Annotated in this window: 23 protein-coding genes; 11 read left to right on the forward strand and 12 right to left on the reverse strand. The window is 72.7% G+C overall.

Annotated features, from left to right (window positions below; all coding sequences use genetic code 11):
* Positions 1-16: 16 nt before the first annotated feature.
* Both ABT041_RS19535 and ABT041_RS19540 read right to left on the reverse strand, forming a co-directional pair.
* Positions 17-694, reverse strand: coding sequence for a response regulator (locus ABT041_RS19535; RefSeq protein WP_351186005.1), 678 nt, complete (start codon positions 692-694; stop codon positions 17-19).
* Positions 685-1,842, reverse strand: a complete 1,158-nt coding sequence (locus ABT041_RS19540; RefSeq protein ID WP_351186007.1) for a sensor histidine kinase — start codon at positions 1,840-1,842, stop codon at positions 685-687. Before ABT041_RS19540 ends, ABT041_RS19535 begins: the two co-directional genes overlap by 10 nt.
* A 158-nt stretch (positions 1,843-2,000) precedes the next feature.
* Here ABT041_RS19540 and ABT041_RS19545 point away from each other — a divergent pair, with 158 nt between their 5' ends.
* Entirely contained in the window at positions 2,001-3,221 is a 1,221-nt protein-coding gene (locus tag ABT041_RS19545) for a serine hydrolase domain-containing protein (RefSeq protein ID WP_351186009.1), read from the forward strand.
* Between the two features lie 3 nt (positions 3,222-3,224).
* Here ABT041_RS19545 and ABT041_RS19550 read toward each other — a convergent pair whose 3' ends face one another.
* Entirely contained in the window at positions 3,225-3,722 is a 498-nt protein-coding gene (locus ABT041_RS19550; RefSeq protein WP_351186011.1) for a DUF1203 domain-containing protein, read from the reverse strand.
* Positions 3,723-3,862: 140 nt separating this feature from the next.
* Here ABT041_RS19550 and ABT041_RS19555 point away from each other — a divergent pair, with 140 nt between their 5' ends.
* The 3 genes from ABT041_RS19555 to ABT041_RS19565 all read left to right on the forward strand — a co-directional run bounded on the left by ABT041_RS19555 (position 3,863) and on the right by ABT041_RS19565 (position 5,843).
* Positions 3,863-4,324, forward strand: coding sequence for a VOC family protein (locus tag ABT041_RS19555; RefSeq protein WP_351186013.1), 462 nt, complete (start codon positions 3,863-3,865; stop codon positions 4,322-4,324).
* 85 nt (positions 4,325-4,409) lie between these two features.
* Positions 4,410-5,441 carry an excalibur calcium-binding domain-containing protein gene (locus ABT041_RS19560; protein ID WP_351186015.1) on the forward strand — a complete coding sequence of 344 codons (1,032 nt, stop codon included), beginning with the start codon at positions 4,410-4,412 and terminating at the stop codon, positions 5,439-5,441.
* A gap of 78 nt (positions 5,442-5,519) precedes the next feature.
* A complete protein-coding gene (locus tag ABT041_RS19565; RefSeq protein WP_351186017.1) occupies positions 5,520-5,843 on the forward strand; it encodes a nuclear transport factor 2-like protein in 324 nt (107 codons plus the stop codon).
* Between the two features lie 27 nt (positions 5,844-5,870).
* Here ABT041_RS19565 and ABT041_RS19570 read toward each other — a convergent pair whose 3' ends face one another.
* On the reverse strand, positions 5,871-6,647 hold the full coding sequence (locus tag ABT041_RS19570) for an SDR family oxidoreductase (protein ID WP_351186019.1): 777 nt from the start codon (positions 6,645-6,647) through the stop codon (positions 5,871-5,873).
* Positions 6,648-6,749: 102 nt separating this feature from the next.
* On the opposite strand from ABT041_RS19570, the gene ABT041_RS19575 reads away from it, so the two are divergent.
* A complete protein-coding gene (locus ABT041_RS19575) occupies positions 6,750-8,381 on the forward strand; it encodes an alkaline phosphatase D family protein (protein WP_351186021.1) in 1,632 nt (543 codons plus the stop codon).
* Here the strand turns inward: ABT041_RS19575 and ABT041_RS19580 are convergent.
* Positions 8,368-9,375: a Gfo/Idh/MocA family protein gene (locus tag ABT041_RS19580; RefSeq protein ID WP_351186023.1), complete on the reverse strand. Its 1,008-nt coding sequence runs from the start codon at positions 9,373-9,375 to the stop codon at positions 8,368-8,370. The two genes, ABT041_RS19575 and ABT041_RS19580, sit on opposite strands and share 14 nt — an antisense overlap.
* A 74-nt stretch (positions 9,376-9,449) precedes the next feature.
* Between ABT041_RS19580 and ABT041_RS19585 the strand changes: the two genes are divergently transcribed.
* Positions 9,450-10,736: a Bcr/CflA family multidrug efflux MFS transporter gene (locus ABT041_RS19585; protein WP_351186237.1), complete on the forward strand. Its 1,287-nt coding sequence runs from the start codon at positions 9,450-9,452 to the stop codon at positions 10,734-10,736.
* A 63-nt stretch (positions 10,737-10,799) separates the two neighbouring features.
* Positions 10,800-11,783, forward strand: a complete 984-nt coding sequence (locus ABT041_RS19590) for a small ribosomal subunit Rsm22 family protein (protein ID WP_351186025.1) — start codon at positions 10,800-10,802, stop codon at positions 11,781-11,783.
* Here the strand turns inward: ABT041_RS19590 and ddaH are convergent.
* Positions 11,780-12,610 carry a dimethylargininase gene (ddaH, locus tag ABT041_RS19595; protein WP_351186026.1) on the reverse strand — a complete coding sequence of 277 codons (831 nt, stop codon included), beginning with the start codon at positions 12,608-12,610 and terminating at the stop codon, positions 11,780-11,782. The genes ABT041_RS19590 and ddaH overlap by 4 nt on opposite strands.
* Positions 12,611-12,872: 262 nt before the next feature.
* Between ddaH and ABT041_RS19600 the strand changes: the two genes are divergently transcribed.
* Positions 12,873-13,517, forward strand: coding sequence for a TetR/AcrR family transcriptional regulator (locus tag ABT041_RS19600; RefSeq protein ID WP_351186027.1), 645 nt, complete (start codon positions 12,873-12,875; stop codon positions 13,515-13,517).
* Positions 13,518-13,644: 127 nt separating this feature from the next.
* Positions 13,645-14,424: a bifunctional DNA primase/polymerase gene (locus ABT041_RS19605; protein ID WP_351186028.1), complete on the forward strand. Its 780-nt coding sequence runs from the start codon at positions 13,645-13,647 to the stop codon at positions 14,422-14,424.
* A gap of 65 nt (positions 14,425-14,489) precedes the next feature.
* Here the strand turns inward: ABT041_RS19605 and ABT041_RS19610 are convergent, their stop codons facing one another.
* The 4 genes from ABT041_RS19610 to efeO are packed head-to-tail and all read right to left on the reverse strand — an operon-like array spanning position 14,490 to position 18,809.
* Positions 14,490-15,515, reverse strand: a complete 1,026-nt coding sequence (locus tag ABT041_RS19610; protein ID WP_351186029.1) for an SCO2278 family lipoprotein — start codon at positions 15,513-15,515, stop codon at positions 14,490-14,492.
* Positions 15,484-16,353, reverse strand: coding sequence for an iron uptake transporter permease EfeU (gene efeU / locus ABT041_RS19615; protein ID WP_351186030.1), 870 nt, complete (start codon positions 16,351-16,353; stop codon positions 15,484-15,486). Before efeU ends, ABT041_RS19610 begins: the two co-directional genes overlap by 32 nt.
* Before the next feature lie 18 nt (positions 16,354-16,371).
* Positions 16,372-17,631, reverse strand: a complete 1,260-nt coding sequence (gene efeB / locus ABT041_RS19620) for an iron uptake transporter deferrochelatase/peroxidase subunit (RefSeq protein ID WP_351186031.1) — start codon at positions 17,629-17,631, stop codon at positions 16,372-16,374.
* Between the two features lie 20 nt (positions 17,632-17,651).
* Positions 17,652-18,809, reverse strand: coding sequence for an iron uptake system protein EfeO (gene efeO / locus ABT041_RS19625; RefSeq protein ID WP_351186032.1), 1,158 nt, complete (start codon positions 18,807-18,809; stop codon positions 17,652-17,654).
* Between the two features lie 267 nt (positions 18,810-19,076).
* Here efeO and ABT041_RS19630 point away from each other — a divergent pair, with 267 nt between their 5' ends.
* Positions 19,077-19,745: a PhzF family phenazine biosynthesis protein gene (locus ABT041_RS19630; RefSeq protein WP_351186033.1), complete on the forward strand. Its 669-nt coding sequence runs from the start codon at positions 19,077-19,079 to the stop codon at positions 19,743-19,745.
* Positions 19,746-19,756: 11 nt separating this feature from the next.
* On the opposite strand, the gene ABT041_RS19635 is transcribed toward ABT041_RS19630, so the two are convergent.
* Together ABT041_RS19635 and map are read right to left on the reverse strand one after the other, a co-directional pair.
* Positions 19,757-20,407, reverse strand: a complete 651-nt coding sequence (locus ABT041_RS19635; protein ID WP_351186035.1) for a biliverdin-producing heme oxygenase — start codon at positions 20,405-20,407, stop codon at positions 19,757-19,759.
* 114 nt (positions 20,408-20,521) lie between these two features.
* Positions 20,522-21,379, reverse strand: a complete 858-nt coding sequence (gene map, locus ABT041_RS19640; protein WP_033209659.1) for a type I methionyl aminopeptidase — start codon at positions 21,377-21,379, stop codon at positions 20,522-20,524.
* Positions 21,380-21,440: 61 nt separating this feature from the next.
* Between map and ABT041_RS19645 the strand changes: the two genes are divergently transcribed.
* Positions 21,441-21,677 (forward strand): hypothetical protein, encoded by a 237-nt coding sequence (locus ABT041_RS19645; RefSeq protein ID WP_351186037.1) that lies wholly within the window; start codon positions 21,441-21,443, stop codon positions 21,675-21,677.
* The last annotated feature ends 266 nt before the right edge of the window (positions 21,678-21,943 follow it).

Raw genomic sequence — 21,943 nt, forward strand, 5'->3', positions numbered from 1 at the left:
ACAGGTTTCCGCCTGGTCAGGGGCCCTTCTTCGTTCGAGCGGGCTCCGGGCCGCCGTGTCGGCGGAGCCAGGTCAGGACGGCGCGGACGCGGCGGTGGCCGCTGTCGCCGGGGGAGAGGCCGAGTTTGAGGAAGACTCCGCCGACGTGTTTGTGCACGGCGTTCTCGGTGACGAACAGCCGTTCGGCGATGCCCGCGTTGTCGTGACCCTCGGCCATCAGCGCCAGCACCTCGCGCTCCCGGGGCGTGAGCGACTCGACGGGGTCGCCGCGGACGGCGAGGAGCTGGGTGATGACCTCCGGGTCCAGGGCCGTACCCCCGGCCGCCACCCGGCGCAGCGCCTCGGTGAACTCCGCGATGCGGCTCACCCGGTCCTTGAGGAGATAGCCGATCCCGCCGCCGGTGTCGGAGAGGAGACGGCCCGCGTACTCCTGCTCGACGTACTGGGACAGCACCAGGACGGGAAGTCCGGGGCGCTCGCGGCGGGCCTGGAGGGCGGCGCGGATCCCCTCGTCGCGGAAGGTCGGCGGCAGCCGTACGTCGACGATGGTGACGTCCGGCCGGTGGGCCTCGACGGCGGCCAGGAAGCCGGGGGCGTCGTCCGCGATCGCGGCGACCTCGAAGCCCCGGGAGCCGAGGAGGAGTTCGAGCCCCGAGGCCAGCAGGACGTTGTCCTCGGCGATGACTACACGCACGGCAGCTCCACGGTGATGACGGTCGGCCCGCCCGGCGGGCTGCTGATCCTCATGGTGCCGTCCAGGGCGGCGGCCCGGCGCCGGATCCCGTCCAGGCCGCTGCCCCGGGACGCGTCCGCCCCGCCGCGCCCGTCGTCGCTGACCTCCGCGCACAGCAGCGCGCCGTGCCGGACGACCCGGACCGAGGCCTCGCCGGCGCCGCTGTGCCGGGCGATGTTCGCCAGCGCCTCGGTGACCGCGAAGTACGCGACGGCCTCGACCGCGGCCGGGACCTCGCCGAGCTCGCCGACGCCGATGCGGGTCGGCACACCGGCCCTCGTGCCCAGGGTGCCCAGCGCGCCCACGAGACCCTGGTCGGCCAGGACCGGGGGGTAGATCGCGCGGATGACGGAACGCAGCTCGGTCATCGCCTCCTCGGTCTCCGCCCGCGCCTGCCCTACGAGCGCGGCGGCCGCGTCCGGCTCCCGGCGGAGGGTCTCCTCGGCCACCGCGAGCCGCATGGCGATGGCCACGAGCCGGGCCTGGGTGCCGTCGTGCAGGTCCCGTTCGATCCGGCGGAGTTCCGCCCCGTGCGCCCGCAGCACGTCCGCCCGCGTCCGGGTGAGCTCGCTGACGCGCGCGGCCAGCCGCTCCGCCGGAGACGGCGCCAGGACCGCCAGACAACACCGCGCGTGCACCCGGGCCAGCCGCGGCAGGACGAGGACCGCGAGCGCCGCGAGGAGGACGAGCTGCGCCAGGTCGGCCGTCAGCGCGGGGACCCAGCCGTCGACCGGGACGTCGAGCAGCAGCAGCCGTGGCGGATCCGACGCGGGGAACGCCCACCACCCCACGGCGACCAGGACGGTGAGGAGCAGATTGCCCAGGCACAGCAGGGCGACCACGCCGGCGGGCAGCCCGGTCGCCACCTGCACCACGAGCCACGCCAGATCGCGGCGGCGAGCCCGCGGACCCGGCTGCACCGGCCGGCCGAGCAGCGCCCCGGCACGCCGGCGGTGGCGCTCCGCCCAGGCGGCCGACAGGGACGGCACGCACAGGAGCGGCGCCGCCACGAGCGTCACCGTCGCGGTCGCCAGGGTGCCGAGCAGATAGCGTCCGGCGCGCCAGGTCTCGACCGACCGTGCGCGGGCCTCGCCGGTGACGCGGTGCACAGGGCTCGCCTTCGTTCGGTGGGTACGGGACCGGAGCCGGCCCTCCGCAAGGGACCGTACGTCCCCGGCACCCCGGACGGCACTACAGCCTGCTGTAGGTCTCAACCGGTCGTCCGCCGCAGCGACTTGGGAGGCGACGCCTCCCTAGCGTGCCGGGCATGACATCCACCACCCCGCCCTCAGCTCCGCGGCGCCACCGCCGGATCGGCCGTACCTGGCCGGCCCTCGCGGCGGCGGCCGTACTCGCCACCGCGGGGGCCGCCATGACCGCCCCGTCCTCCGACGGCGCGTCCGCGGCCTCTCCGCCCGGCTACCGGCAGGACGACCTGCGCCGGGACACCGAGGCCCTCCTGGCCCTCGGCATCACCGGCGTCCAGGCGCGGGTGACCACGGCCTCCGGCCGGGACCTGGTCGCCACCGCCGGAGTCGCCGCGGCCGGTACGAAACGCCCGGTGCCCCGCGACGGCCACTTCCGGATCGCCAGCACCGGCAAAGCACTCATGGCCACGGTGATCCTGCAGCTGGTCGACGAGGGCAGGCTGTCCCTCGACGACACGGTGGGCCGCCGACTGCCCGGTCTGATCGACGGAAACGGCAACGACGGACGGAAGATGACCATCCGTCAGTTGCTGCAGAACACCAGCGGCCTCCACGACGACCTGCCCGGCTTCGACACCCCGCAGCAGTACTACCGGCACCGCTACGACACGTACACCGCCGAACAGCTCGTCGCCCGGGCCGTGCGGCACCGTCCGGACTTCGAGCCCGGGACCGGCTGGGGCTACTCCAACACCGGCTACGTCGTCCTCGGCCTGATCGTCGACGAGGTCACCGGCCGCCCCTGGCGGGAGGAGGTCGAGAGCCGGATCCTGCGACCGCTCGGCATGCACCACACGTACCTCCCGGGCGCCACGCCCACCCTGCGCCGCCCGCACGCCCGCGGCTACCAGGTCTTCGCAGGCGGCGAACGGACCGACGTCACCGAGCAGATCGTCCCCGACCTCGGCGGCTACGTCTCCACCACCGCCGACGTCAACCGCTTCTTCCGAGGGCTCCTCGGCGGCGAGCTGCTCTCCGAGGCGCGCCTGGCCGAGATGCGCCACACCGTCCCGGTCCCCGAGGAGTTCGAGGTGTTCTGGCCCGGCGGACGCTACGGCCTCGGACTGGTCGAGCTCCCCCTGAGCTGCGGCGGCAGCTACTGGAGCCACGAAGGGGGCGAGGCCGGCTACATCACCCTCGACGGCGCCACCGACGACGGCCGCCGCACCGTCACGGTGTCCCTGACCACCAGCTTCAACGACCTCGGCAGGACGGTCCGGCAGCAGAGGGCGGCCGGTGCCCTCGTCGACCGGGCCCTGTGCGACACCCCCGGAAGGTAGCGCTCAGGGACGCCGGACCTCGAAGTGGAAGCAGCCGTACTCGACGGCCCGGACGTGCACGAGGGCGACGGCCGGGTCGGCGAAGGCCTCGGCGAGGGCCTTGTCGAAGCCCTCGGCGGGGATCTCGGGGAGTTCCAGGAGCCGGCCGCCGACGATCCTGCCGTCCGCGTCGTAGCGGCGGAGGGTGCGGAGCGCGCCGGCACGGGAGAAGGGGTACGCCTCCGAGGGCGCGGGGCCGCCGCAGTCCTCGGCGTGGACGAAGACGGGACCCTGCTCGTCGTACGCGCCGGGCTCGGCACCCGTCTCGGCGGCCCAGCGGCGGAGCGGCGCGTACGAGACGAGGGCGATCCGCTCGCCGGGCTCGGAGAGGCGCAGGCAGCAGCGGAGGGGATGGCCGCCGTCGGTGGCGGTGTACGGCACGCAGGCGCGGCCGGCGTCGTCGGTGACCCGCAGCCGGGCCAGGGCGGAGGGAGGGACGGGGCGGGCGGAGTAGGTGCTCATGCCCACAGGTTCGCCCGGCGCGGCACCGTACCGCTGGCGCAATTCGGACGCCGCGCTCGGTGGCCGGGTGTTCCGCCGGGCCGGTGTCAGTGGGCTTCGGTACGGTCGCTTCGCGAGCCGCTACGAACGGAGCCGAACGAATGAGCCGTCATTTCCAGGTCACCTTCGACGCCCACGACCCGCGGGCCCTGTCCTCCTTCTGGCGGGACGCGCTGGGCTACGTCCACCCCGGCCCGCCCGGAGTGGAGCTGCCCGAGGGCGCCGACCCGCTGGCCGCCTGGGACGAGTTCCTGGCGCGGGTCGGCGTGCCGGAGGACCAGCGCAACTCGCGGTCGGCCATCGAGGACCCGGACGGCACGGGCCCGCGCGTGTTCTTCCAGCAGGTGCCCGAGGACAAGGTCGCCAAGAACCGCGTCCACCTCGACGTCCGTGCCGCCCCCGGACTCCGGGGGGAGGAGCGGATGGCCGCCCTCGAAGCCGAGTGCGACCGGCTCGTCGGCCTCGGCGCGAAGCGGGTGCGCCGTTTCGAGCCCGCCCCGCCGATGAGCGCCGGGCACATCGTGATGACCGACCCCGAGGGCAACGAGTTCTGCCTCGACTGACCGGGCCCACCCTGGGCGCGGACGGTGAACACGCAGGTCATACCCTGTGTGCCGCCGAGATGTCGTCAGGGAGGGGCAGGGTCGCGTGGGCGTGTCGCTGGACAAGGGGGACGCGGGGGGCAAGGGGCCGGTTCGGGAGGAGTCGCGGTGGCGGCGGCCCGGGGTCGTCGTCCTCTGTCTCGTCCTCCTGCCGCCCCTGGGCATCGTCCTCGCCTGGCGGAGCCGTTGGTCGCCGGGACGGAAGGTGCTCGCGACCGTGCTGTCCGCCGTCTGGTTCGTGGCCGTGGGCACGAGCGATCCGCCGGCGGACAAGCCCGCGGTGGCCGACGCCAAGCCGCAGGTCAGCAGGTTCCCGGCCTACACCCCGTACACCCCCACGCCGACTCCCACCGTGCGCCGGGTCGTCGCCGACTACACCGGCCAGAACCTGGAGACCGCGTCGCAGGCGGCGTACGAGGCCGGGTTCCGGGCGCGTTCGCACGACGCCACCGAGGACGACAAGATGCAGCTCGTCGACGGCAACTGGAAGGTCTGCTTCCAGGAGCCGGCCGCCGGGGAGACCGCCACGACCGAGGAAGGACGGCGGATCGGGATCGAGTTCGCCGTCGTCCAGAAGAGCAGCCCCTGCCCGGCCCGGGACGGTGACGCCGTCGTCTTCCCCAAGGTGCCGAACGTCGTCGGCAAGACCTTCGCGGCCGGCTCCGCGGCGCTCCGGAAGGCGGGCCTCAGCGAGATCCAGGGCGCCAGTGTGTACACGGACGTCGACCTGGCGGCCCGTCACGACGACTGGCGGATCTGCTTCCAGGACCCGGAGGCGGGCGAGGACATCGAGCGGCCGGAGTACATGACCGTACGGCTCTCCCTGGCCCGGCCCGGCCTGTCCTGCCCCTCCGAGGACTACGCCCGGCTGAACCCGGAGCCGGACCCGAACCGCCACGGAAGCGGAGACGGAAGCGGAAGCGGTTCGGGAGGGTCTTCCGACGGCGACGGCGCCGCCTACTACAAGAACTGCGACGCCGTCCGCGCCGCCGGCAAGGCCCCGATCTACGCCGGCCAGCCCGGCTACCGCTCGGGTCTCGACCGCGACGGCGACGGCAAGGCCTGCGACTGGTCCTGACCGTCCGGGACCGCTGTCGGAGGGACCTCACGGCCGGGGCGTCCGGAGACGGGCGCCCCGCGGGTGTACGGGTGGGGCATGACCATTCCCGTGAACCAGCTCAGCGACCCCACCGTGCGTGACTTCGTCACGGCCCTCAACGCCAACGACGAGCAGGCCCTCTTCGCGGTCCTGACCCCCGGCGCGACCATGTCCGACGACGGCTCCGACCGCGATGTGCGGGAGTGGCTCGACCGCGAGGTGTTCACCTCGCGCGGGCACATGGACGTCGAGTCCGAGGCGGACGAGGGGCTCGCCCTCGTCGCCGACTACCGCAACGACACCTGGGGCTCGATGCGGACCAAGTGGGTCTTCACCGTCGACGGCGGCAAGATCTCGCGCTTCGAGACCGGGCAGGCCTGACCCCGGCCGCGTCGGCCGGGGGGCGCGTCACCCCCGGCCGATGTACGGCATCGTCGTCGCCATCACCGTCGCGAACTGCACGTTCGCCTCCAGCGGCAGCGCCGCCATGTGCACCACCGTCGCCGCCACGTCCGCCGCGTCCATCACCGGCTCCACCGCCAGCTCGCCGTTGGCCTGGAGGATGCCGGTCTGCATGCGGGCCGTCATCTCCGTCGCCGCGTTGCCGATGTCGATCTGGCCGCAGGCGATCCGGTACGGGCGCCCGTCCAGCGACAGGGACTTCGTCAGGCCCGTCATCGCGTGCTTCGTCGCCGTGTACGCGATCGAGTGCGGGCGCGGCACATGCGCCGAGATCGAGCCGTTGTTGATGATCCGGCCGCCCTGCGGGTCCTGCTCCTTCATGGCCCGGAAGGCCGCCTGGGCGCAGAGGAACGCGCCCGTCAGGTTCACGTCGACGACCGCGCGCCAGGTCGCCGGGTCCAGGTCCTCGACGGGGACCCCGCCGCCCGCGAACGTACCGGCGTTGTTGAAGAGCAGGTCCACCCGGCCGTAGCGGGCCCGTACCGCTGAGAAGAGGGCCGCGACCTCCTCCTCCGAGGTCACGTCCGCCGGGACGCTCAGGAAGTCGCCCGAGGGCAGGGCCGCGGCCGTCTCCTCCAGGGCCTGCGCCCTGCGGCCCGCCAGCGCCACCGACCAGCCGGCCGCCGCGAGGGCCAGCGCCACGCTCCGGCCGATGCCCGAACCGGCTCCCGTCACCACTGCGATGCTCATGGGCGCGCAGCGTACGCGAGACGCGTGCCCCATGAACTCATCCGTCCGACACGTGGATGTTCTGTACTCGACAATGAGAGGTCGTTCCCTCCCCTTCGAATGACGGACGGACAGCATCCGTCTGGGGAGGGGCACATGCGTCACACGCTTCAGCACTCCGAGGAACTCCGCGCCGCCGCACGCCACTTCGGTCGTCGGCGCTTCCTGACCGTCACAGGCGCGGCCGCCGCGCTCGCCTTCGCCACCCAGCTGCCCGCGGCCGGTGCCGCGGCCGCCGCCGAGCTCGACGCCCGGCGTGTCACCGAGGACCCGTTCACCCTGGGCGTCGCCTCGGGCGACCCGCTCCCGGGCTCCGTACTCCTGTGGACGCGGCTCGCGCCCCGTCCCTTCGAGCCCGAGGGCGGGCTGCCCGCCGAGAGAGTCTCCGTGCACTGGGAGCTCGCCCACGACGAGCGGTTCACCCGGATCGCCCGGCGGGGCCGCGCCACCGCGCACCCCGAGTTCCGGCACACCGTCCACGTCGAGGTCGACCACCTCGACTCCGACAGCGTCTTCTTCTACCGCTTCCGGGTCGGCGACTGGCTCAGCCCGGTGGGCCGGACCCGTACGGCTCCGGCACCCGGCGCCCGGAACAGCGCGCTGAAGCTCGCCGCCGTCTCCTGCCAGGCCTACCAGGACGGGTACTTCACGGCCTACGGCCACCTCGCGCGGGAGGACGTCGACGTCGTCTTCCACCTCGGCGACTACCTGTACGAGTACGCCGTCAACGCCACCGGCGGCGCCCGCGCCTACACCGACCGCCGGCTGCCCGACGTGTTCAACCGGGAGACGCTCACCCTGGAGGACTACCGGCTCCGCTACGCGCTCTACAAGTCGGACCCCGACCTGCGCGCCGCGCACGCCGCCCACCCCTTCGTCGTCACCTGGGACGACCACGAGACCGAGAACAACTACGCGGGCGACACCCCCGAGAACAACGTCCCGCCGGAGGAGTTCCTGCTCCGCCGAGCCGCCGCCTACCGCGCCTACTGGGAACACCAGCCCCTGCGCCGCCCCCAGCTGCCCGAGGGCCCCGACATGAAGCTGTACCGGCGGCTGCGCTTCGGGCGGCTCGCCCAGTTCGACGTCCTCGACACCCGTCAGTACCGCTCCGACCAGGCGTACGGGGACGGCTGGCAGGTCCCGGGGCCCGAGTCCGAGGACCCGGCGCGCACCCTGACCGGGGCCACGCAGGAGCGCTGGCTGCTCGACGGTTGGAGCGCCTCCGACGCCCGCTGGAACGTGCTGCCCCAGCAGGTCGTGCTCGCCGAGCGCCGCGACCGGTCCACCGCCGACTTCAAGCTCTCCATGGACTCCTGGGACGGCTACCCGGCCTCCCGGGACCGGGTACTGGCGGGGGCCGAGGCCGCCGGCGTCGAGAACCTGATGGTGCTCACCGGCGACGTCCACGTCGGCTACGCCATCGACATCAAGGCCGACTTCCGCGACCCGGCCTCCCGGACCGTCGGCACCGAGATCGCCACCACCTCGATCGCCAGCGGGAAGGACGGCGCCGAGCGGCCGCCCGCGCACGACAGGATCATGCAGGCCAGCCCGCATGTGCGGTACATCAACGGGCGGCGCGGCTATGTGACGGTCACCCTGGGCGAGGAGAGCGCCCGTGCCGACTTCCGTACGGTGCCGTACGTGACCCGGCCGGGCGCCCCCGTCACCACCGCCGCCTCCTATGTCACCGAGGCGGGCGACCCGGGCCTCAAGCCCGCGTAGCCACGAGCTCGGAGGGATAGCGGACGCCGATGCGGTCCCGTACCGCGTCGAGCGTCCGCATCACCGCGAGCGAACCGTCCAGGGGGACGAGCGGGGACTCCGTCTCGCCCGCCCGCAGACAGCGCATCACCTCGGCGGCCTCGTGCCGGAAGGAGAGCGGGTCGCCCGCCGACGCGAACTCCTCCGGCTCGTGGCCGTTGCGGTGCAGGGTGAACCGCTCGGGGAAGAAGAAGCCGCGCGGGACGTCGATCCGGCCCTCCGTGCCCGTCACCGAGGCCGTCAGCGGCGTGTCCGCCTCCAGCGAGCAGGACAGCAGCGCCGAGGCGCCCGAGTCCCAGCCCAGCAGCATGCCCGTGTTCAGGTCGACGCCCTCCGGCGAGATCCGCGCGTGCGCGTGCACCGCGGACGGCTCGCCGAGCAGCAGGTGCGCGAACGACACCGGGTACACGCCCAGGTCGAGCAGCGCCCCGCCGCCCACCGCCGGGTCCCGCAGCCGGTGACCGGCGTCGGAGGGGCCGAGGAGCCCGAAGTCCGCCTGGACCGTGCGGACCTCGCCGATCGCCCCGCCGCGGACCAGTTCCGCGATCCGCCGGATCAGCGGGTTGCAGTACATCCACATGGCCTCCATGAGGAAGAGGCCGCGGTCCCGGGCGAGAGCGGTCAGTTCCTCCGCCTCGCGGGCGTTGAGTGTGAGAGCCTTCTCGCACAGCACCGCCTTGCCCGCCTCCAGGGCGAGGCCCGCGGCCGTGCGGTGCGCGTGATGCGGAGTCGCCACGTACACCACGTCGACGGACTCGTCGGCGAAGAGCCCGGCCCACTCCCCGTACGCCCGCGGAATCCCGAACCGGTCCGCGAAGGCCTTCGCCGACGCCTCCGTACGGGACGCCACCGCGACCACCTCGGCGCCGTCGAGCGCCAGCAGGTCCCTGGTGAACCGCTCCGCTATCCCACCCGTCGCCAGGATTCCCCAGCGCACCGTCCTGTTCGCGTCCATCTCCACCCCACAGGTCTCGACCATCCCGGTCGAACTGAGAGCATAGGTAAGGATTCAACGAAATGGAGCAGTCGATGCCGGAGAGCGGCCAGAAAACAACACAGGGACACATAACCGAAACCGCCCCGGTCGTCACCGCCGCCCGGCGGACGGGGCTCCTCGTCACCCTCGTCCTGGGCGGACTCACCGCCCTCCCCCCGCTCTCGATGGACATGTACCTCCCGGCCCTCCCGGAGGTCACCGGCGCGCTGCGGGCCCCCGCCGCCACCGTCCAGCTCACCCTCACCGCCTGCCTCGCCGGCATGGCCCTCGGCCAGCTCGTCGTCGGCCCCATGAGCGACAAATGGGGACGCCGCCGGCCGCTGCTCATCGGCATGGCCGTCTACGTCCTCGCCACCGCCGTCTGCGCCCTCGCGCCCACCGCCGAACTCCTCATCGGCTTCCGGCTGCTCCAGGGCCTCGCCGGCGCCGCCGGCATCGTCATCGCCCGCGCCGTCGTCCGCGACCTCTACGACGGCGTCGAGATGGCCCGCTTCTTCTCCACCCTGATGCTGATCTCCGGCGTCGCCCCGATCATCGCCCCCCTCATCGGCGGCCAGATCCTCCGGCTCACCGACTGGCGGGGCGTCTTCCACGTCCTCACCGCGATCGGCGTCGCGCTCACCGTCGTCGTCTGGCGCTTCCTCCACGAGACGCTGCCCCCGGAGCGGCGGCACGAGGGCGGCGTCGGGCAGGCCCTGCGCACCATGCGGGGGCTCCTCGCCGACCGGGTCTTCACCGGCTACATGCTGACCGGCGGACTCGCCTTCGCCGCTCTCTTCGCGTACATCTCGGCCTCGCCGTTCGTCGTCCAGGAGATCTACGGCGCCTCCCCGCAGACCTTCAGCCTGCTCTTCGGCCTCAACTCGGTCGGGCTCGTCGCCGTCGGCCAGATCAACGGCAAGCTCCTCGTCGGCCGCGTCAGCCTCGACAAGGCGCTCGGCTGGGGCCTCGGCATCATCCTGCTCGCCGGCCTCGCGCTCACCCTCATGACCACCGGCGTCCTCGGCGAGGTCGGGCTCGCCCCGATCGCCGCCGGACTCTTCGTCCTGATGTCCGCGATGGGCCTGGCCATGCCCAACACCAACGCCCAGGCCCTCATGCGCACCCCGCACGCCGCCGGCTCCGCCTCCGCGCTCCTCGGCACCTCCTCCTTCCTCATCGGCGCCGTCGCCTCCCCGCTCGTCGGCATCGCCGGCGAGCACACCGCCGTCCCCATGGCGGTCGTCCAGCTCGGCTGCGCCCTCCTCGCCCTCGCCTGCTTCCTGGGCCTGTGCCGCCCCTGGCGCACGACGGAGGCCCGGGGCGCCACGGACGCGTAGCGGACCACGGACGGCCCGCCCACGACGGAACCCCATCCCGGCGGGCCCGCCTAAACTGTCTCGGTGAACGCCGTCTCCTCCCCCTCCGCCGACACCCTGCGCGCCGCCCTCGCCGCGCTCCTCGACGGGCTGCCGCCCAACCGGGCGGCCCAGGCCGTCGAGCGGCTGATCGCCAACTACCGGGGCACCACCCCGACGGACGCCCCCGTGCTGCGCGACCGCTCCGACGTCGCCGCGTACGCCGCGTACCGGATGCCGGCGACCTTCGAGGCGGTACGGGGCGCCCTCGACGCGCTCCGGGCGGCCGCGCCCGACTGGGAGCCGCGCACCCACACCGACGTCGGCGGCGGCACGGGCGCGGCGAGCTGGGCCGTCGCCGGGGCCTGGGCGGAGGAGCCGCCCCGCACCACCGTCCTCGACTGGGCGGAGCCCGCCCTCGCGCTCGGCCGCGAGCTGGCGGCGGGGGTCTTCGACGCCGAGTGGCGGCGCGAGCGGATCGGCAGCGCGCTGAACCTGCCCGCGTCCGACCTGGTCACCGTCTCGTACGTCCTCAAGGAACTGACCGAGGCGGACAGGGCTGCGCTCGTCACCGAGGCGGCCCGCGCCGCGCAGGCCGTCGTGATCGTCGAGCCCGGCACCCCCGACGGCTACGAGCGGATCATCGCCGCCCGCACCCTCCTGATCGACGCCGGCTTCACCGTCGCCGCGCCCTGCCCGCACAGCGGGGCCTGCCCGATCGTGCCCGGCACGGACTGGTGCCACTTCTCCGCCCGGGTCAGCCGCTCGTCCCTGCACCGGAAGGTGAAGGGCGGTTCGCTGCCGTACGAGGACGAGAAGTACGCGTACGTGGCCGCCGTCAGGTTCCCGGTGAGTCCGGCGCCCGCCCGCATCACCCGCAGGCCGCAGATCCGCAAGGGCCAGGTCCTCCTGGAGCTCTGCGGCCCCGAGGGCCTGGGCCGCGACACGGTCACCAAGCGGCACGGGCCCCTGTACAAGCAGGCCCGTGACGCGGAGTGGGGCGACTCCTGGCCGCCGGAGGAGGACTAGGGCCTGAGCTCCTGGGTGCAGCACTTCACGCTGCCACCGCCCTTGAGGAGCTCGCCCAGGTCCATGCCGAGCGGCTCGAAGCCGCGGGCGCGGAGCGGGTCGAAGAGGCCCACCGCGGCCTGCGGCAGCAGGACGTTCCGGCCGTCGCTGACCGCGTTGAGCCCGAGGGCCGCCGCGTCCTCACCGGTCGCGATCAGGGCGTCCGGGAAGAGCCGGGCGAGAACCTTGCGGCTGCCGGGGGAGAAGGCGTCCGGGTAGTACATGACCTCGTCCCGGGCGTCGTCCAGGACGCACAGCGCGGTGTCCAGGTGGTAGTAGCGCGGGTCCACCAGCTCCAGGCCGATCACCGGGCGGCCGAAGAACTCCTGTGCCTCGTCGTGGGAGAGCGGGCTGGAGCGGAAGCCGCGGCCGGCGAGGATCCAGGAGGCGGTGACGGCGAAGTCGCCCTCGCCCTCGTTCACGTGCTCCGGGGCCCGCACGGCGTCGTCCGCCCAACCGTTCCTGCGGAACCAGGACAGATGGGCGTCGGCCTCGGCCGCGCGCTCCTGGTGGGCGAACTTCGCGCCCAGCACCCGGCCGTCGACGACCGTCGCGCCGTTCGCCGCGAAGACCATGTCCGGCAGCGCCGGGTCGGGCTGCAGGAGCTCCACGGTGTGGCCGAGCGAGCGGTAGCGGTCGCGCAGGTCCTCCCACTGGGCGAGGGCGAGCGGCAGGTCGACCGGTTTCGTGGGGTCCATCCACGGGTTGATGGAGTACGTCACCGTGAAGTGCGTGGGTGGGCACATCAGATAACGGCGGGGCGAGGACGTGCGCGGAGTGGTGCGCAATGAAGCCTCCTCACGGAGAACGGTCGGTGATCGGCTGACGATCGGAGGACCCCATGGTCCGCTCTCGACGGCCTTCGCGCTGTGGACCGTTCGGGTGGTTCGGGACCGTTCGAGTGGCGAGACGTCTCGTCTCGCCCCCTGCTAGATTGAGGCCATGCCCGATCCCGTGTCTCGTCCCGCGTCCGGTTCTGTTTCCGGTCCCGCCTCCGGTCCCGCCTCCGGTCCCGCCTCCGGCCCTGCGTCCGGCCCTGCGTCCGGTTCTGTGTCCGGTCCCGCGTCCGCGTCCGGCCCCGCCAAAGCCGCCCCCGACGCCTCCCGCCGCAGCGAGCGCTCCCGTCGCGCGATCTTCGACGCCGCCCTCGCCCTCGTCTCCGAGGCCGGCTACGCGAAGACCACGATCGAGGGCATCGCCGCCCGCGCCGGCGTCGGCAAGCAGACCATCTACCGCTGGTGGCCCTCCAAGGCGGCCGTCCTCCTCGACGCCTTCCTCGACCTCGCCGCCCGCGCCAACGAGGCCCTCGGCGGCGCCGCCGACAGTGAGATCCCCGACACCGGAGACCTCGCCGCCGACCTCAAGCACGTCCTGCGCGCCACCGTCGACGAGCTGACCGACCCCGCCTTCGACGGCCCCACCCGCGCCCTCGCCGCCGAGGGCATCGTCGATCCCGCGCTCGGCGCCCGCTTCACCGAGGCCCTCCTCGAACCCCAGCTCCAGTACTACGTCCGCCGCATCGAGGCCGCCCAGCACAAGGGCGACATCGACCCCGGCGTCGACCCGCGCGTCGCCGTCGAACTCCTCGTCGGCCCCCTCCACCACCGCTGGATCCACCGCACCCTGCCGCTCACCCACGCCTACGCCGACACCCTCGTCGAGCTCGCCCTGCGCGGCCTCGCCCCCCGCGCCTGACGCCGCGCCCGCCGCCGCTCCCGCCCGGTGTGACGGCCCCGGTTCCGCACTCCGGTCACCCGGGGCGCAGGATGGTGGGACCATGGGGGCAGAGCCGAACGGGCGAGCATGAGCTGTGAGGGGATAGATGGGCGACGGTATCGGCCGCTACCGCGGCACGGAGAGCAGACTCGCACAGTGGCTGCGCAGGCGCCCCAAACGCACCGCGGCCGACGACGAGAACGACCGCGAGAAGCTGCTCCTGGCCGCCGCCGCCGCCGGGCTGCCCCTGGCCCCCGCCGCGTACCCCGTCGGCTACAGCTGTTCCTGTGAGCGGATCGGCTGTCCCACCCCCGCCCGGCACCCCGTCTCCTTCGCCTGGCAGACCCAGTCGACCACCGACCGCGGCCAGATCCAGCGCTGGGCGCTGGGCGAGCCCGAGGCGAACTTCATCACCGCCACCGGCATGGTCCACGACGTCCTCGACGTCCCCCTCGCCGCCGGCCGCGCCGCCCTGGAGCGGCTCCTCGCCGAGGGCGTCGAGGTCGGACCCGTCGCCGAGTCCGCCGACGTCGACACGGTCGGCGGGCGGATGCTCTTCTTCACCGCCACCCGCGGCACCCCCGAGGACGAGGACGAGTGGTGGCCGTGCGAGCTGGACTGCCACCCGGAGACCATGGACGAGCACCCGGGGCTGCGCTGGCACTGCCGCGGCAGCTACGTCCTCGTCCCGCCGGCCCGGCTCCCCGGTGACGAGGACGCCCACCCGGTCGTCGCCTGGGTCCGCGGCCCCGAGCACCCGCTGCCCGACCCGCTGAACCTCCTGGAGGCCCTCCAGGACGCCTGCGCCCGCCACGCGGCCGAGCGCGAGGCGGACGGGGACGGCGAGCACCAGGCCCACGAGATCGCCTGGCCGCTGACGCGCTGACGGGGGCGCGGAACGAGGCCCAGGGCCTCGTCCGGCGGATCATGGCCGGGTCTGCCGGACAGGCCCTAGGAGCCCTCCGCGCCCACCACGCCCTGGAGCCGGCCCGCGATCCTGACCCCGTCGCGGTCCGTGCCCGCCGGCTTCACCAGGACCGCCTGGCTGGACACCCACTCCCGGGTGACCGTGTTCTTGATCTCACCGGTCAGCAGCGCCTTCGTGTCCGCGCCGACCTTCGGCCGGTAGCCCTTCGCGGTCGTCTGCCGCTCGAAGTACCGGGTCGCGAAGAAGACCAGCGCGCCGCCGTCCCGGGTCCGCAGCGCGAGCGGCGCGAAGTCCCCCCGGTCCGTGACCTGGTCGATGTACTGGGTGGCGATGCCCGGCCGCTTGGCGGCCTTCTGCCGCTGTGCCCGCCACCCGGTGGTGTGCGCGCCCGGCGCGAACGGTCCCGGCTGCCCGTCCTTCAGATACGCCACGTACTTCTCGCCGAGCTTCCCGGGCGCGACCGCGAGCGCGTCGCTGTCCGCGGCGACCGGCACCGCGTACCCCTCCTCCTCGGCGAAGGCGGGAACGTCGCCCGTGGGGAGGATCGCGAGGTAGGCGGCCTCCCACAGCTGCTCGGGCCCGTTGCGCACGAAGACCAGGAGCCAGCGCTCGTCGCCGGTGCTCCGGTTGGACGCGGTGTCCGCGACGAACCAGCGCGGCCAGCCCGCCTTGCGGGGCAGCACGAATTGCGCGTCCGTCAGGGCGAGGGGCTTGTGGTCCGGGTTGCCGCCGGGCGTGTTGATCGACCGCGCGCGCAGGCCCGCCTGGTTGATCGCCCCGAGCGGACCGGTGACCCGGCCCGCGTCCAGGGCCGGGTCATAGGCCTTGTCGGCCTTGTTGTAGGCGGTGGTGAAGTCCGCGAGGGCCTGCGCCGCCTCGGCCTTCGTCGCCGGCGGCAGCAGTGCCAGCTCGCCGTGCACGGTCACGCAGCCGCTCGCCGTCAGCGACAGGACGGTCGCCGCCGCCGTCGCCGCGAGGAACCTCGCCGGCCTGTGGTCCCCGGAGGGCGACCACCGCTCAAGCGCTCGCCTCAGCCTCAGCCTTCTCATCGGTCGCCTTCTGCTTCTTCACCCGCACGGACGGACCCGACCCTATCGGGGCGAGGAACAGCGCGAGCGTCGGGATCAGATACAGCGCCCACACCGTGACCTGAAGGACCGTCGGATCCGGCTGGAAGTTGAAGACGCCCTTGAGGAGCGTGCCGTACCAGCTGTCCGGCGGGACGGTCGCGGAGATGTCGAAGGCCTTGTCCGCGAGGCCGCCGAGGAAGCGGGCCTCCTGGAGGTCGTGCACGCCGTACGCGAGCACGCCCGCCGCCACCACGACCAGCATTCCGCCGGTCCAGGTGAAGAACTTCGCCAGGTTGATCTTCAGCGCGCCCCGGTAGAACAGCCAGCCCAGCAGGACGGCCGTGAGCAGGCCGAGGACGACGCCGATCAGCGGCGCGTACGAACCGTCGGAGGAGGCCCGTACCGACGCCCACACGAAGAGCGCCGTCTCCAGGCCCTCGCGGCCCACCGCCAGGAACGCGGTCGCGACCAGCGCGCCCGTGCCCATCTGGAGGGCCGCGTCCAGCTTGCCGTGCAGCTCCGCCTTCAGATGACGGGCCGTCCGACGCATCCAGAAGACCATCCAGGTCACCAGACCCACGGCGAGGATCGACAGCGAGCCGCCGAGCGCCTCCTGCGCCTCGAAGGTCAGCTCCTGGGAGCCGAACTCCAGGCCCGCGCCGAAGCCGAGGGCCACGCCGACGGCGACGCCGATGCCGATCCAGATCGGCTTCAGCGCGTCACGGCGCCCGGTCTTCACCAGGTACGCGATGAGGATGCAGACGACCAGACTGGCTTCCAGGCCCTCGCGCAGGCCGATCAGATAGTTTCCGAACACGTCGGTTCTCCTCCTCGGTTACGAGAACAGCGCCCGGCCCCACCAGTCGTCCTTGTCGCGGACGCCCGGCGGGACGGCGAACAGCGCCGAACCCACGTGCTGGATGTACTCGTTGAGGGCGTCTTTCGCCAGCGAGGTCTGCACCGGGATGAATCCGGTACGGACGTCCTTCTGGTACGCCAGGAAGAACAGGCCCGTCTCCAGCCGGCCGAGGCCGTCCGTGCCGTCCGTGAAGGAGTAGCCGCGGCGCAGCAGCGTCGCCCCGTTGTTGCTGTCCGGGTGGGCGAGGCGGACGTGCGAGTCCGGCTTCATCGCCTTCAGGAACGGCTCGTCGTGCTCCTTGGCCTTGCCGACCGGGGCGCCTTCCTTCTTGTCCCGGCCGAAGATGTCCTCCTGCTCGGCGAGCGGAGTCCGGTCCCAGATCTCGACGTTCATGCGGATGCGGCGGGCGACGAGGTACGAGCCGCCGTCCATCCAGGCCGCGCCGCCCTCGGCGTCCTTGCCGGACACCCACACGTGCTTGGCGAGCCGGTCGGTCTCGGTGCCCGCGATGTTGCGGGTGCCGTCCTTGAAGCCGAAGAGGTTGCGCGGGGTCTGGGCGTCCGGGGTCGTCGAGGACGTCTTGCCGAAGCCGAGCTGCGACCAGCGCACCGCGACCTTGCCGAAGCCGATCCGGGCGAGGTTGCGGATGGCGTGCACGGCGACCTGCGGGTCGTCCGCGCAGGCCTGCACGCAGATGTCGCCGCCGCTGCGCGCGGGGTCCAGGTTGTCGCCCGCGAACTTGGGCAGGTCCACCAGGGCCCCGGGCCGCTTGTCCTGCAGCCCGAAACGCCCGTCGAAGAGCGAGGGGCCGAAGCCGATCGTGAGGGTGAGGCGGGAGGGCTTGAGGCCGAGGGCCTCGCCCGTGTCGTCCGGCGGGGCCTCCGGCAGGCCGCCGTAGGCGCCCTCGCCGACCTCGGCGCCGGCCGTCATGCGCTCGGCGGCCCGCGTCCAGTCCTTGAGGAGCTGGATCAGCTCGTCGCGGTCCTTCGTCTTCACGTCGAAGGACGCGAAGTGCAGCCGGTCCTGCACGGGGGTCGCGATGCCGGCCTGGTGCGGGCCGTGGAAGGGCACCGCGCCGCCGGTCTCGGCGACCGGGACGGCGGTGTCGCCGCCCTGGGTCAGCGCGACGGCGCCGCCGGCCGCGGCGGCACCGAGCGCGAGCCCGGCACCGCCCCAGCCGATGACCTTGCGGCGGGAGGGCGCGGAGCCCTGCTCCTCAGTGGTGTTCTCGGACATCCGACGGAACTCCCTTCCGGTTACTTGACGACCGCGGCGGCGAGCTTCGACAGCGGCTCACCCAGCGCGTTGACGCCGTCGGAGAGCTCCTTGCGCTCGGTCTTGCCGACCTTCTCGTAGGACGTGAAGACGTAGGTGTTCTTGTCCGTGCGGTACTTGTCGAGCAGCGTGTTCAGCGCGGCGAACTGCTTGTCGAGTTCGGCGACGAGCTTCGGGTCGTTCTTCGCGGCGACCGGCTTGAGCAGCTCGAAGGACTTCTGCGCGCCCTCGACGTTCGCCTTGAAGTCGACGAGGTCGGTGTGGGAGTAGCGCTCCTCCTCGCCGGTGACCTTGCCGCTGGCGACCTCGTCCAGGAGCTCCTTGGCGCCGTTGGCCATGGAGGTCGGGGTGATCTCGGCCTTGCCGACCCGCTTCACCCAGTCCGCGAGGTCCTTGTCGAGGAGGTCGGCGAGCTGCTTCTCGCGGTCGCCGATCTTCTTGTCCTGCCAGAGCGCCTTCTCCAGGCGGTGCCAGCCGGTCCAGTCCTTGGCCGGGTCCTGGCCGTCCTCCAGGCCGTCCTCGCGGACGTCGACCTTGGGGTCGATGTCGCCGAAGGACTCGGCGACCGGCTCGGTGCGCTCCCAGCCGATGCGGGAGTCGGCGTAGGCCTTCTTCGCGGCCTCGATGTCACCGGCGCGGACGGCGTCGGTGAAGACCTTCACCTTGGGGAGGGTCTCGTCGGCCTGCGCCTGGACGTACTGGCGGTAGGCGGCGACGGCCGCGTCCATCTCGGGGGAGCGCTTGGCGGCCGTGGCGCCCTTGCCGGTCGCCTTGACCTGCTGGCGGATGCCGTCGCCCTTCATGCCGGGCTTGCAGGCGATGGCGTAGTCGCCGGCCTTGATCTCGGCGGTGACGGTCGCCTTGGTGCCGGGGCCGATGTTCTCGCGCTCGGTGACGATGCGGTCGTCGGGGAAGAGGACGTAGACCTCGGTGACCTTGGAGCCGCGGTTCTCGACGGCCAGCTTCACGTGCCCGGCCGGGAACTCCTTCTTCGAGACCTCGCAGGAGTCGTCCTTGGCGACGACGGTGATCGCACCGTCGTCCGCCTTGGAGTCGCTTTTCTCGGCGCAGCCCGTGACGGCGGTCAGAGCGGCCGCTGTCGCGGCGGCGGTGACGACGGAGAAGCGGACGGCTCGCATGGGGACTCCAGGAACGAGGGGGACGGTGCTGAGGCGGACCTAACTTAACCGAGGCTTACCTCAGCAATACCCACCCGTCCAGTGATTCAGCTCTCAGGCCGGGCGTACCGGACACAGCCGGATCACAGAGTCTTCATGGGGCTCTCATGACTTGGTCAAGGGAAGGTCAAGCGGGGCGAATTGCCCCGTTTCCGGTTACGCGTCAGTACGGGGGTGGCGGAAGGCGGTACGGCCCTGCCGCGACGCGACGGGTGGTTGAATTCCGACATGAACACGACCGCCACTGACATCGACGTCCTCCGGGTCTTCTGTGCGGGCGACGGCCGGCACGGCAACCGCCTCGGGGTCGTACGGGACGCCCGTACCCACCCGGACGAGTCCTCCCGGCAGGCGCTCGCCAAGGAACTCGGCTTCAGCGAGACGGTCTTCGTCGACGACCCCGAGCGCGGGATCGTCGACATCTACACCCCCGGCCTGCGGCTGCCGTTCGCCGGGCACCCGCTCGTCGGCGCCGCCTGGCTGCTCGACCTGGAGGTCGTCCACCCGCCGGCCGGCGAGGTGTGGGTGCGCGGGGACGGCGAATTCACCTGGATCGAGGCGCGCGCCGAGTGGGCACCGCCGCGCACCCTGCGTCAGTACGGCTCCGTCGCCGAGGTGGACGCCCTCGACGTGCCCGAGCCGGGAGAGTGGATCTACGCCTGGGCCTGGGAGGAGGAGGCCGCGGGCCGCATCAGGGCGCGGGCCTTCCCGGGCCGCGGCGACGGCATCGACGAGGACGAGGCGACCGGCGCGGCCGCGCTGCTGCTCACGGCGGAGCTCGGACGGGCCCTCAACATCACCCAGGGCCGGGGCTCGCAGCTGCTCACCGCCCCCGGCCCCGACGGCATCGTGGAACTGGGCGGACGCGTCCGCCTGGAGGGGACGCTCACGCGCTGACCCCCGGGGGCTTACGCGCTGAGGGGGTACTCCCCGCCCAGCTCGCGGAAGACCGCGCTGTTGAAGTCGAAGGCGCGCTTGCACTCGTCGACGATCCGCTGCTTCTCCAGGTCGTCGGCGTTCACCCCGTCCAGCAGCTCCCGGTAGGCCCGCTTGAACGCCGCCGGGTTGGCGATCTCCTCGAAGACGTAGAAGCGGACGCCGTCGCCCTTGCGGTCGAAGCCCCAGGTCCGCTCCGCGCGGTCGCGGATGATCTGACCGCCCGACAGGTCGCCCAGGTAGCGCGTGTAGTGGTGGGCCACATAGCCGGCCGGCCAGTCGCGGGCGCACTCGGCGACCCGCTCGGCGTAGGCGACGGTGGCGGGCAGCGGCGAGGCCGCCTCCCGCCAGGCGGGGCCGCGCAGATGGGCGAGGTCCTGCTCCAGGGCGGCCGTGCGGAACAGCTCGGGCTGTATGAAGGGCCCGGCGACCGGGTCCTCGCGCAGCGCGTCCGCGCCCTCCTCCAGCGCGCGGTACACGAACCAGAGCTGCTCGGTGTACCGCGCGTACGCGTCGACGCCCAGGCGTCCGCCCAGCAGGTCGCCCATGAAGGACGAGGTCTCCGCCTCCGTGTGCTGCGCGTGCGAGGCCGTACGGATGAGCGTCGAGAAGGGCGTGTCCAAGGCGTGCCTCCGAGACCGATGGGACGGGAACCAGTGACGATCCTGCCGAGTTAGGCTTACCTAAGTCAACTGGTTCCCGACGTCCTGTCGGTAAAACGCTACCCACTCACGGGGTCAGGGCAACGTAAGGATTTCGGCCCCGTTCTCGGTCACGACGAGCGTGTGCTCGAACTGCGCCGTCCGCTTCCGGTCCTTGGTCACCACGGTCCAGCCGTCGTCCCACATGTCGTAGTCGTGCGTGCCGAGCGTCAGCATCGGCTCGATCGTGAACGTCATGCCGGTCTTGATCTCGGTGGTGTGGTGGGGCGAGTCGTAGTGCGGGACGATCAGGCCGGAGTGGAACGACGAGTTGATGCCGTGCCCCGTGAAGTCGCGCACGACGCCGTAGCCGAAGCGCTTGGCGTACGACTCGATGACCCGGCCGATGATGTTGATCTGGCGGCCGGGCTTCACCGCCTTGATGGCCCGGTTCAGGGACTCCCGGGTGCGCTCCACGAGCAGCCGCGACTCCTCGTCGACGTCGCCGCAGAGGTAGGTGGCGTTGTTGTCGCCGTGGACGCCGTTGATGTACGCGGTGACGTCCAGGTTCACGATGTCACCGTCCCGCAGGACGGTGGAGTCCGGGATGCCGTGACAGATGACCTCGTTGATGGAGGCGCACAGCGACTTCGGGAAGCCGCGGTAGCCCAGCGTGGACGGGTAGGCGCCGTGGTCGCACATGTACTCGTGCGCGACCCGGTCGAGCTCGTCGGTGGTGACGCCCGGGGCGATGTGCTTGGCGGCCTCCTCCATCGCCTGTGCGGCGATGCGGCCGGCGATGCGCATCCGTTCGATGGTGTCGGAATCCTGCACCTCGGGCCCGGTGTACGGGGCCGGTGCGGGCTTCCCGACGTACTCGGGGCGGCGGATGGAGCCCGGGACGGAACGGTGGGGGGAGAGCTCCCCCGGTACGAGAAGCGACTGGCCAGACATGCCAGCGAGTCTAACGACCGGGTCTGGGGCAGCATGGTCCCGAAGGAAGGAGCCGACGACGATGGCCCTGTTCAAGAAGCGCACGGTGGGCAAACCGGGCGAGTGGTACTACTGCCTGGAGCACAAGAAGGTCGAGGAGGGCCCCGAGTGCCCGGCGAAGGACCGCTTCGGCCCGTACGCCAGCCGTGAGGAGGCCAACCACGCGATGGAGACGGCCCGCGAGCGGAACCTGGAGTGGGAGACGGACCCGCGCTGGCACGACGCGACGGGGAGGGGCGGCGAGAAGCCGGAGGAGTAGGCCCGGCGGGGGCCCGCGGGGCCTGGAGCCCCGCGGTCACTTCCGCGGGGCTCACGCCCGTGGAGTCCACGCCCGTGGGGTTCATGCCCGCGGGGCTCACGCCCGTGGAGTCCACGCCAGTGGGGTTCATGCCCGCGGGGCTCACGCCAGTGGGGTTCATGCCCGTGGGGTTCATGCCCGCGGGGCTCACGCCCGCGGGGCTTAACCGCGAGGCTTACGCCCGCGGGGCCGCAGGTCCGGCGGGGCCGGGACACCGGGCGGTGTCC

This window comes from Streptomyces sp. NPDC002825 (assembly GCF_040295385.1).
GTDB lineage: Bacteria > Actinomycetota > Actinomycetes > Streptomycetales > Streptomycetaceae > Streptomyces.

What these genes read in the sequence shown, in the direction of transcription:
- efeB (WP_351186031.1), bottom strand. Translation starts at nt 17,631, where the DNA reads ATGTCCGAGAACACCACTGAGGAGCAGGGCTCCGCGCCCTCCCGCCGC.
- ABT041_RS19565 (WP_351186017.1), top strand. Translation starts at nt 5,520, where the DNA reads ATGACCATTCCCGTGAACCAGCTCAGCGACCCCACCGTGCGTGACTTC.
- ABT041_RS19610 (WP_351186029.1), bottom strand. Translation starts at nt 15,515, where the DNA reads ATGAGAAGGCTGAGGCTGAGGCGAGCGCTTGAGCGGTGGTCGCCCTCC.
- ABT041_RS19575 (WP_351186021.1), top strand. Translation starts at nt 6,750, where the DNA reads ATGCGTCACACGCTTCAGCACTCCGAGGAACTCCGCGCCGCCGCACGC.
- ABT041_RS19570 (WP_351186019.1), bottom strand. Translation starts at nt 6,647, where the DNA reads ATGGGGCACGCGTCTCGCGTACGCTGCGCGCCCATGAGCATCGCAGTG.
- efeO (WP_351186032.1), bottom strand. Translation starts at nt 18,809, where the DNA reads ATGCGAGCCGTCCGCTTCTCCGTCGTCACCGCCGCCGCGACAGCGGCC.
- map (WP_033209659.1), bottom strand. Translation starts at nt 21,379, where the DNA reads ATGTCTGGCCAGTCGCTTCTCGTACCGGGGGAGCTCTCCCCCCACCGT.
- ABT041_RS19605 (WP_351186028.1), top strand. Translation starts at nt 13,645, where the DNA reads ATGGGCGACGGTATCGGCCGCTACCGCGGCACGGAGAGCAGACTCGCA.
- ABT041_RS19580 (WP_351186023.1), bottom strand. Translation starts at nt 9,375, where the DNA reads ATGGACGCGAACAGGACGGTGCGCTGGGGAATCCTGGCGACGGGTGGG.
- ABT041_RS19555 (WP_351186013.1), top strand. Translation starts at nt 3,863, where the DNA reads ATGAGCCGTCATTTCCAGGTCACCTTCGACGCCCACGACCCGCGGGCC.
- ABT041_RS19550 (WP_351186011.1), bottom strand. Translation starts at nt 3,722, where the DNA reads ATGAGCACCTACTCCGCCCGCCCCGTCCCTCCCTCCGCCCTGGCCCGG.
- ABT041_RS19645 (WP_351186037.1), top strand. Translation starts at nt 21,441, where the DNA reads ATGGCCCTGTTCAAGAAGCGCACGGTGGGCAAACCGGGCGAGTGGTAC.
- ABT041_RS19545 (WP_351186009.1), top strand. Translation starts at nt 2,001, where the DNA reads ATGACATCCACCACCCCGCCCTCAGCTCCGCGGCGCCACCGCCGGATC.
- ABT041_RS19585 (WP_351186237.1), top strand. Translation starts at nt 9,450, where the DNA reads ATGCCGGAGAGCGGCCAGAAAACAACACAGGGACACATAACCGAAACC.
- ABT041_RS19630 (WP_351186033.1), top strand. Translation starts at nt 19,077, where the DNA reads ATGAACACGACCGCCACTGACATCGACGTCCTCCGGGTCTTCTGTGCG.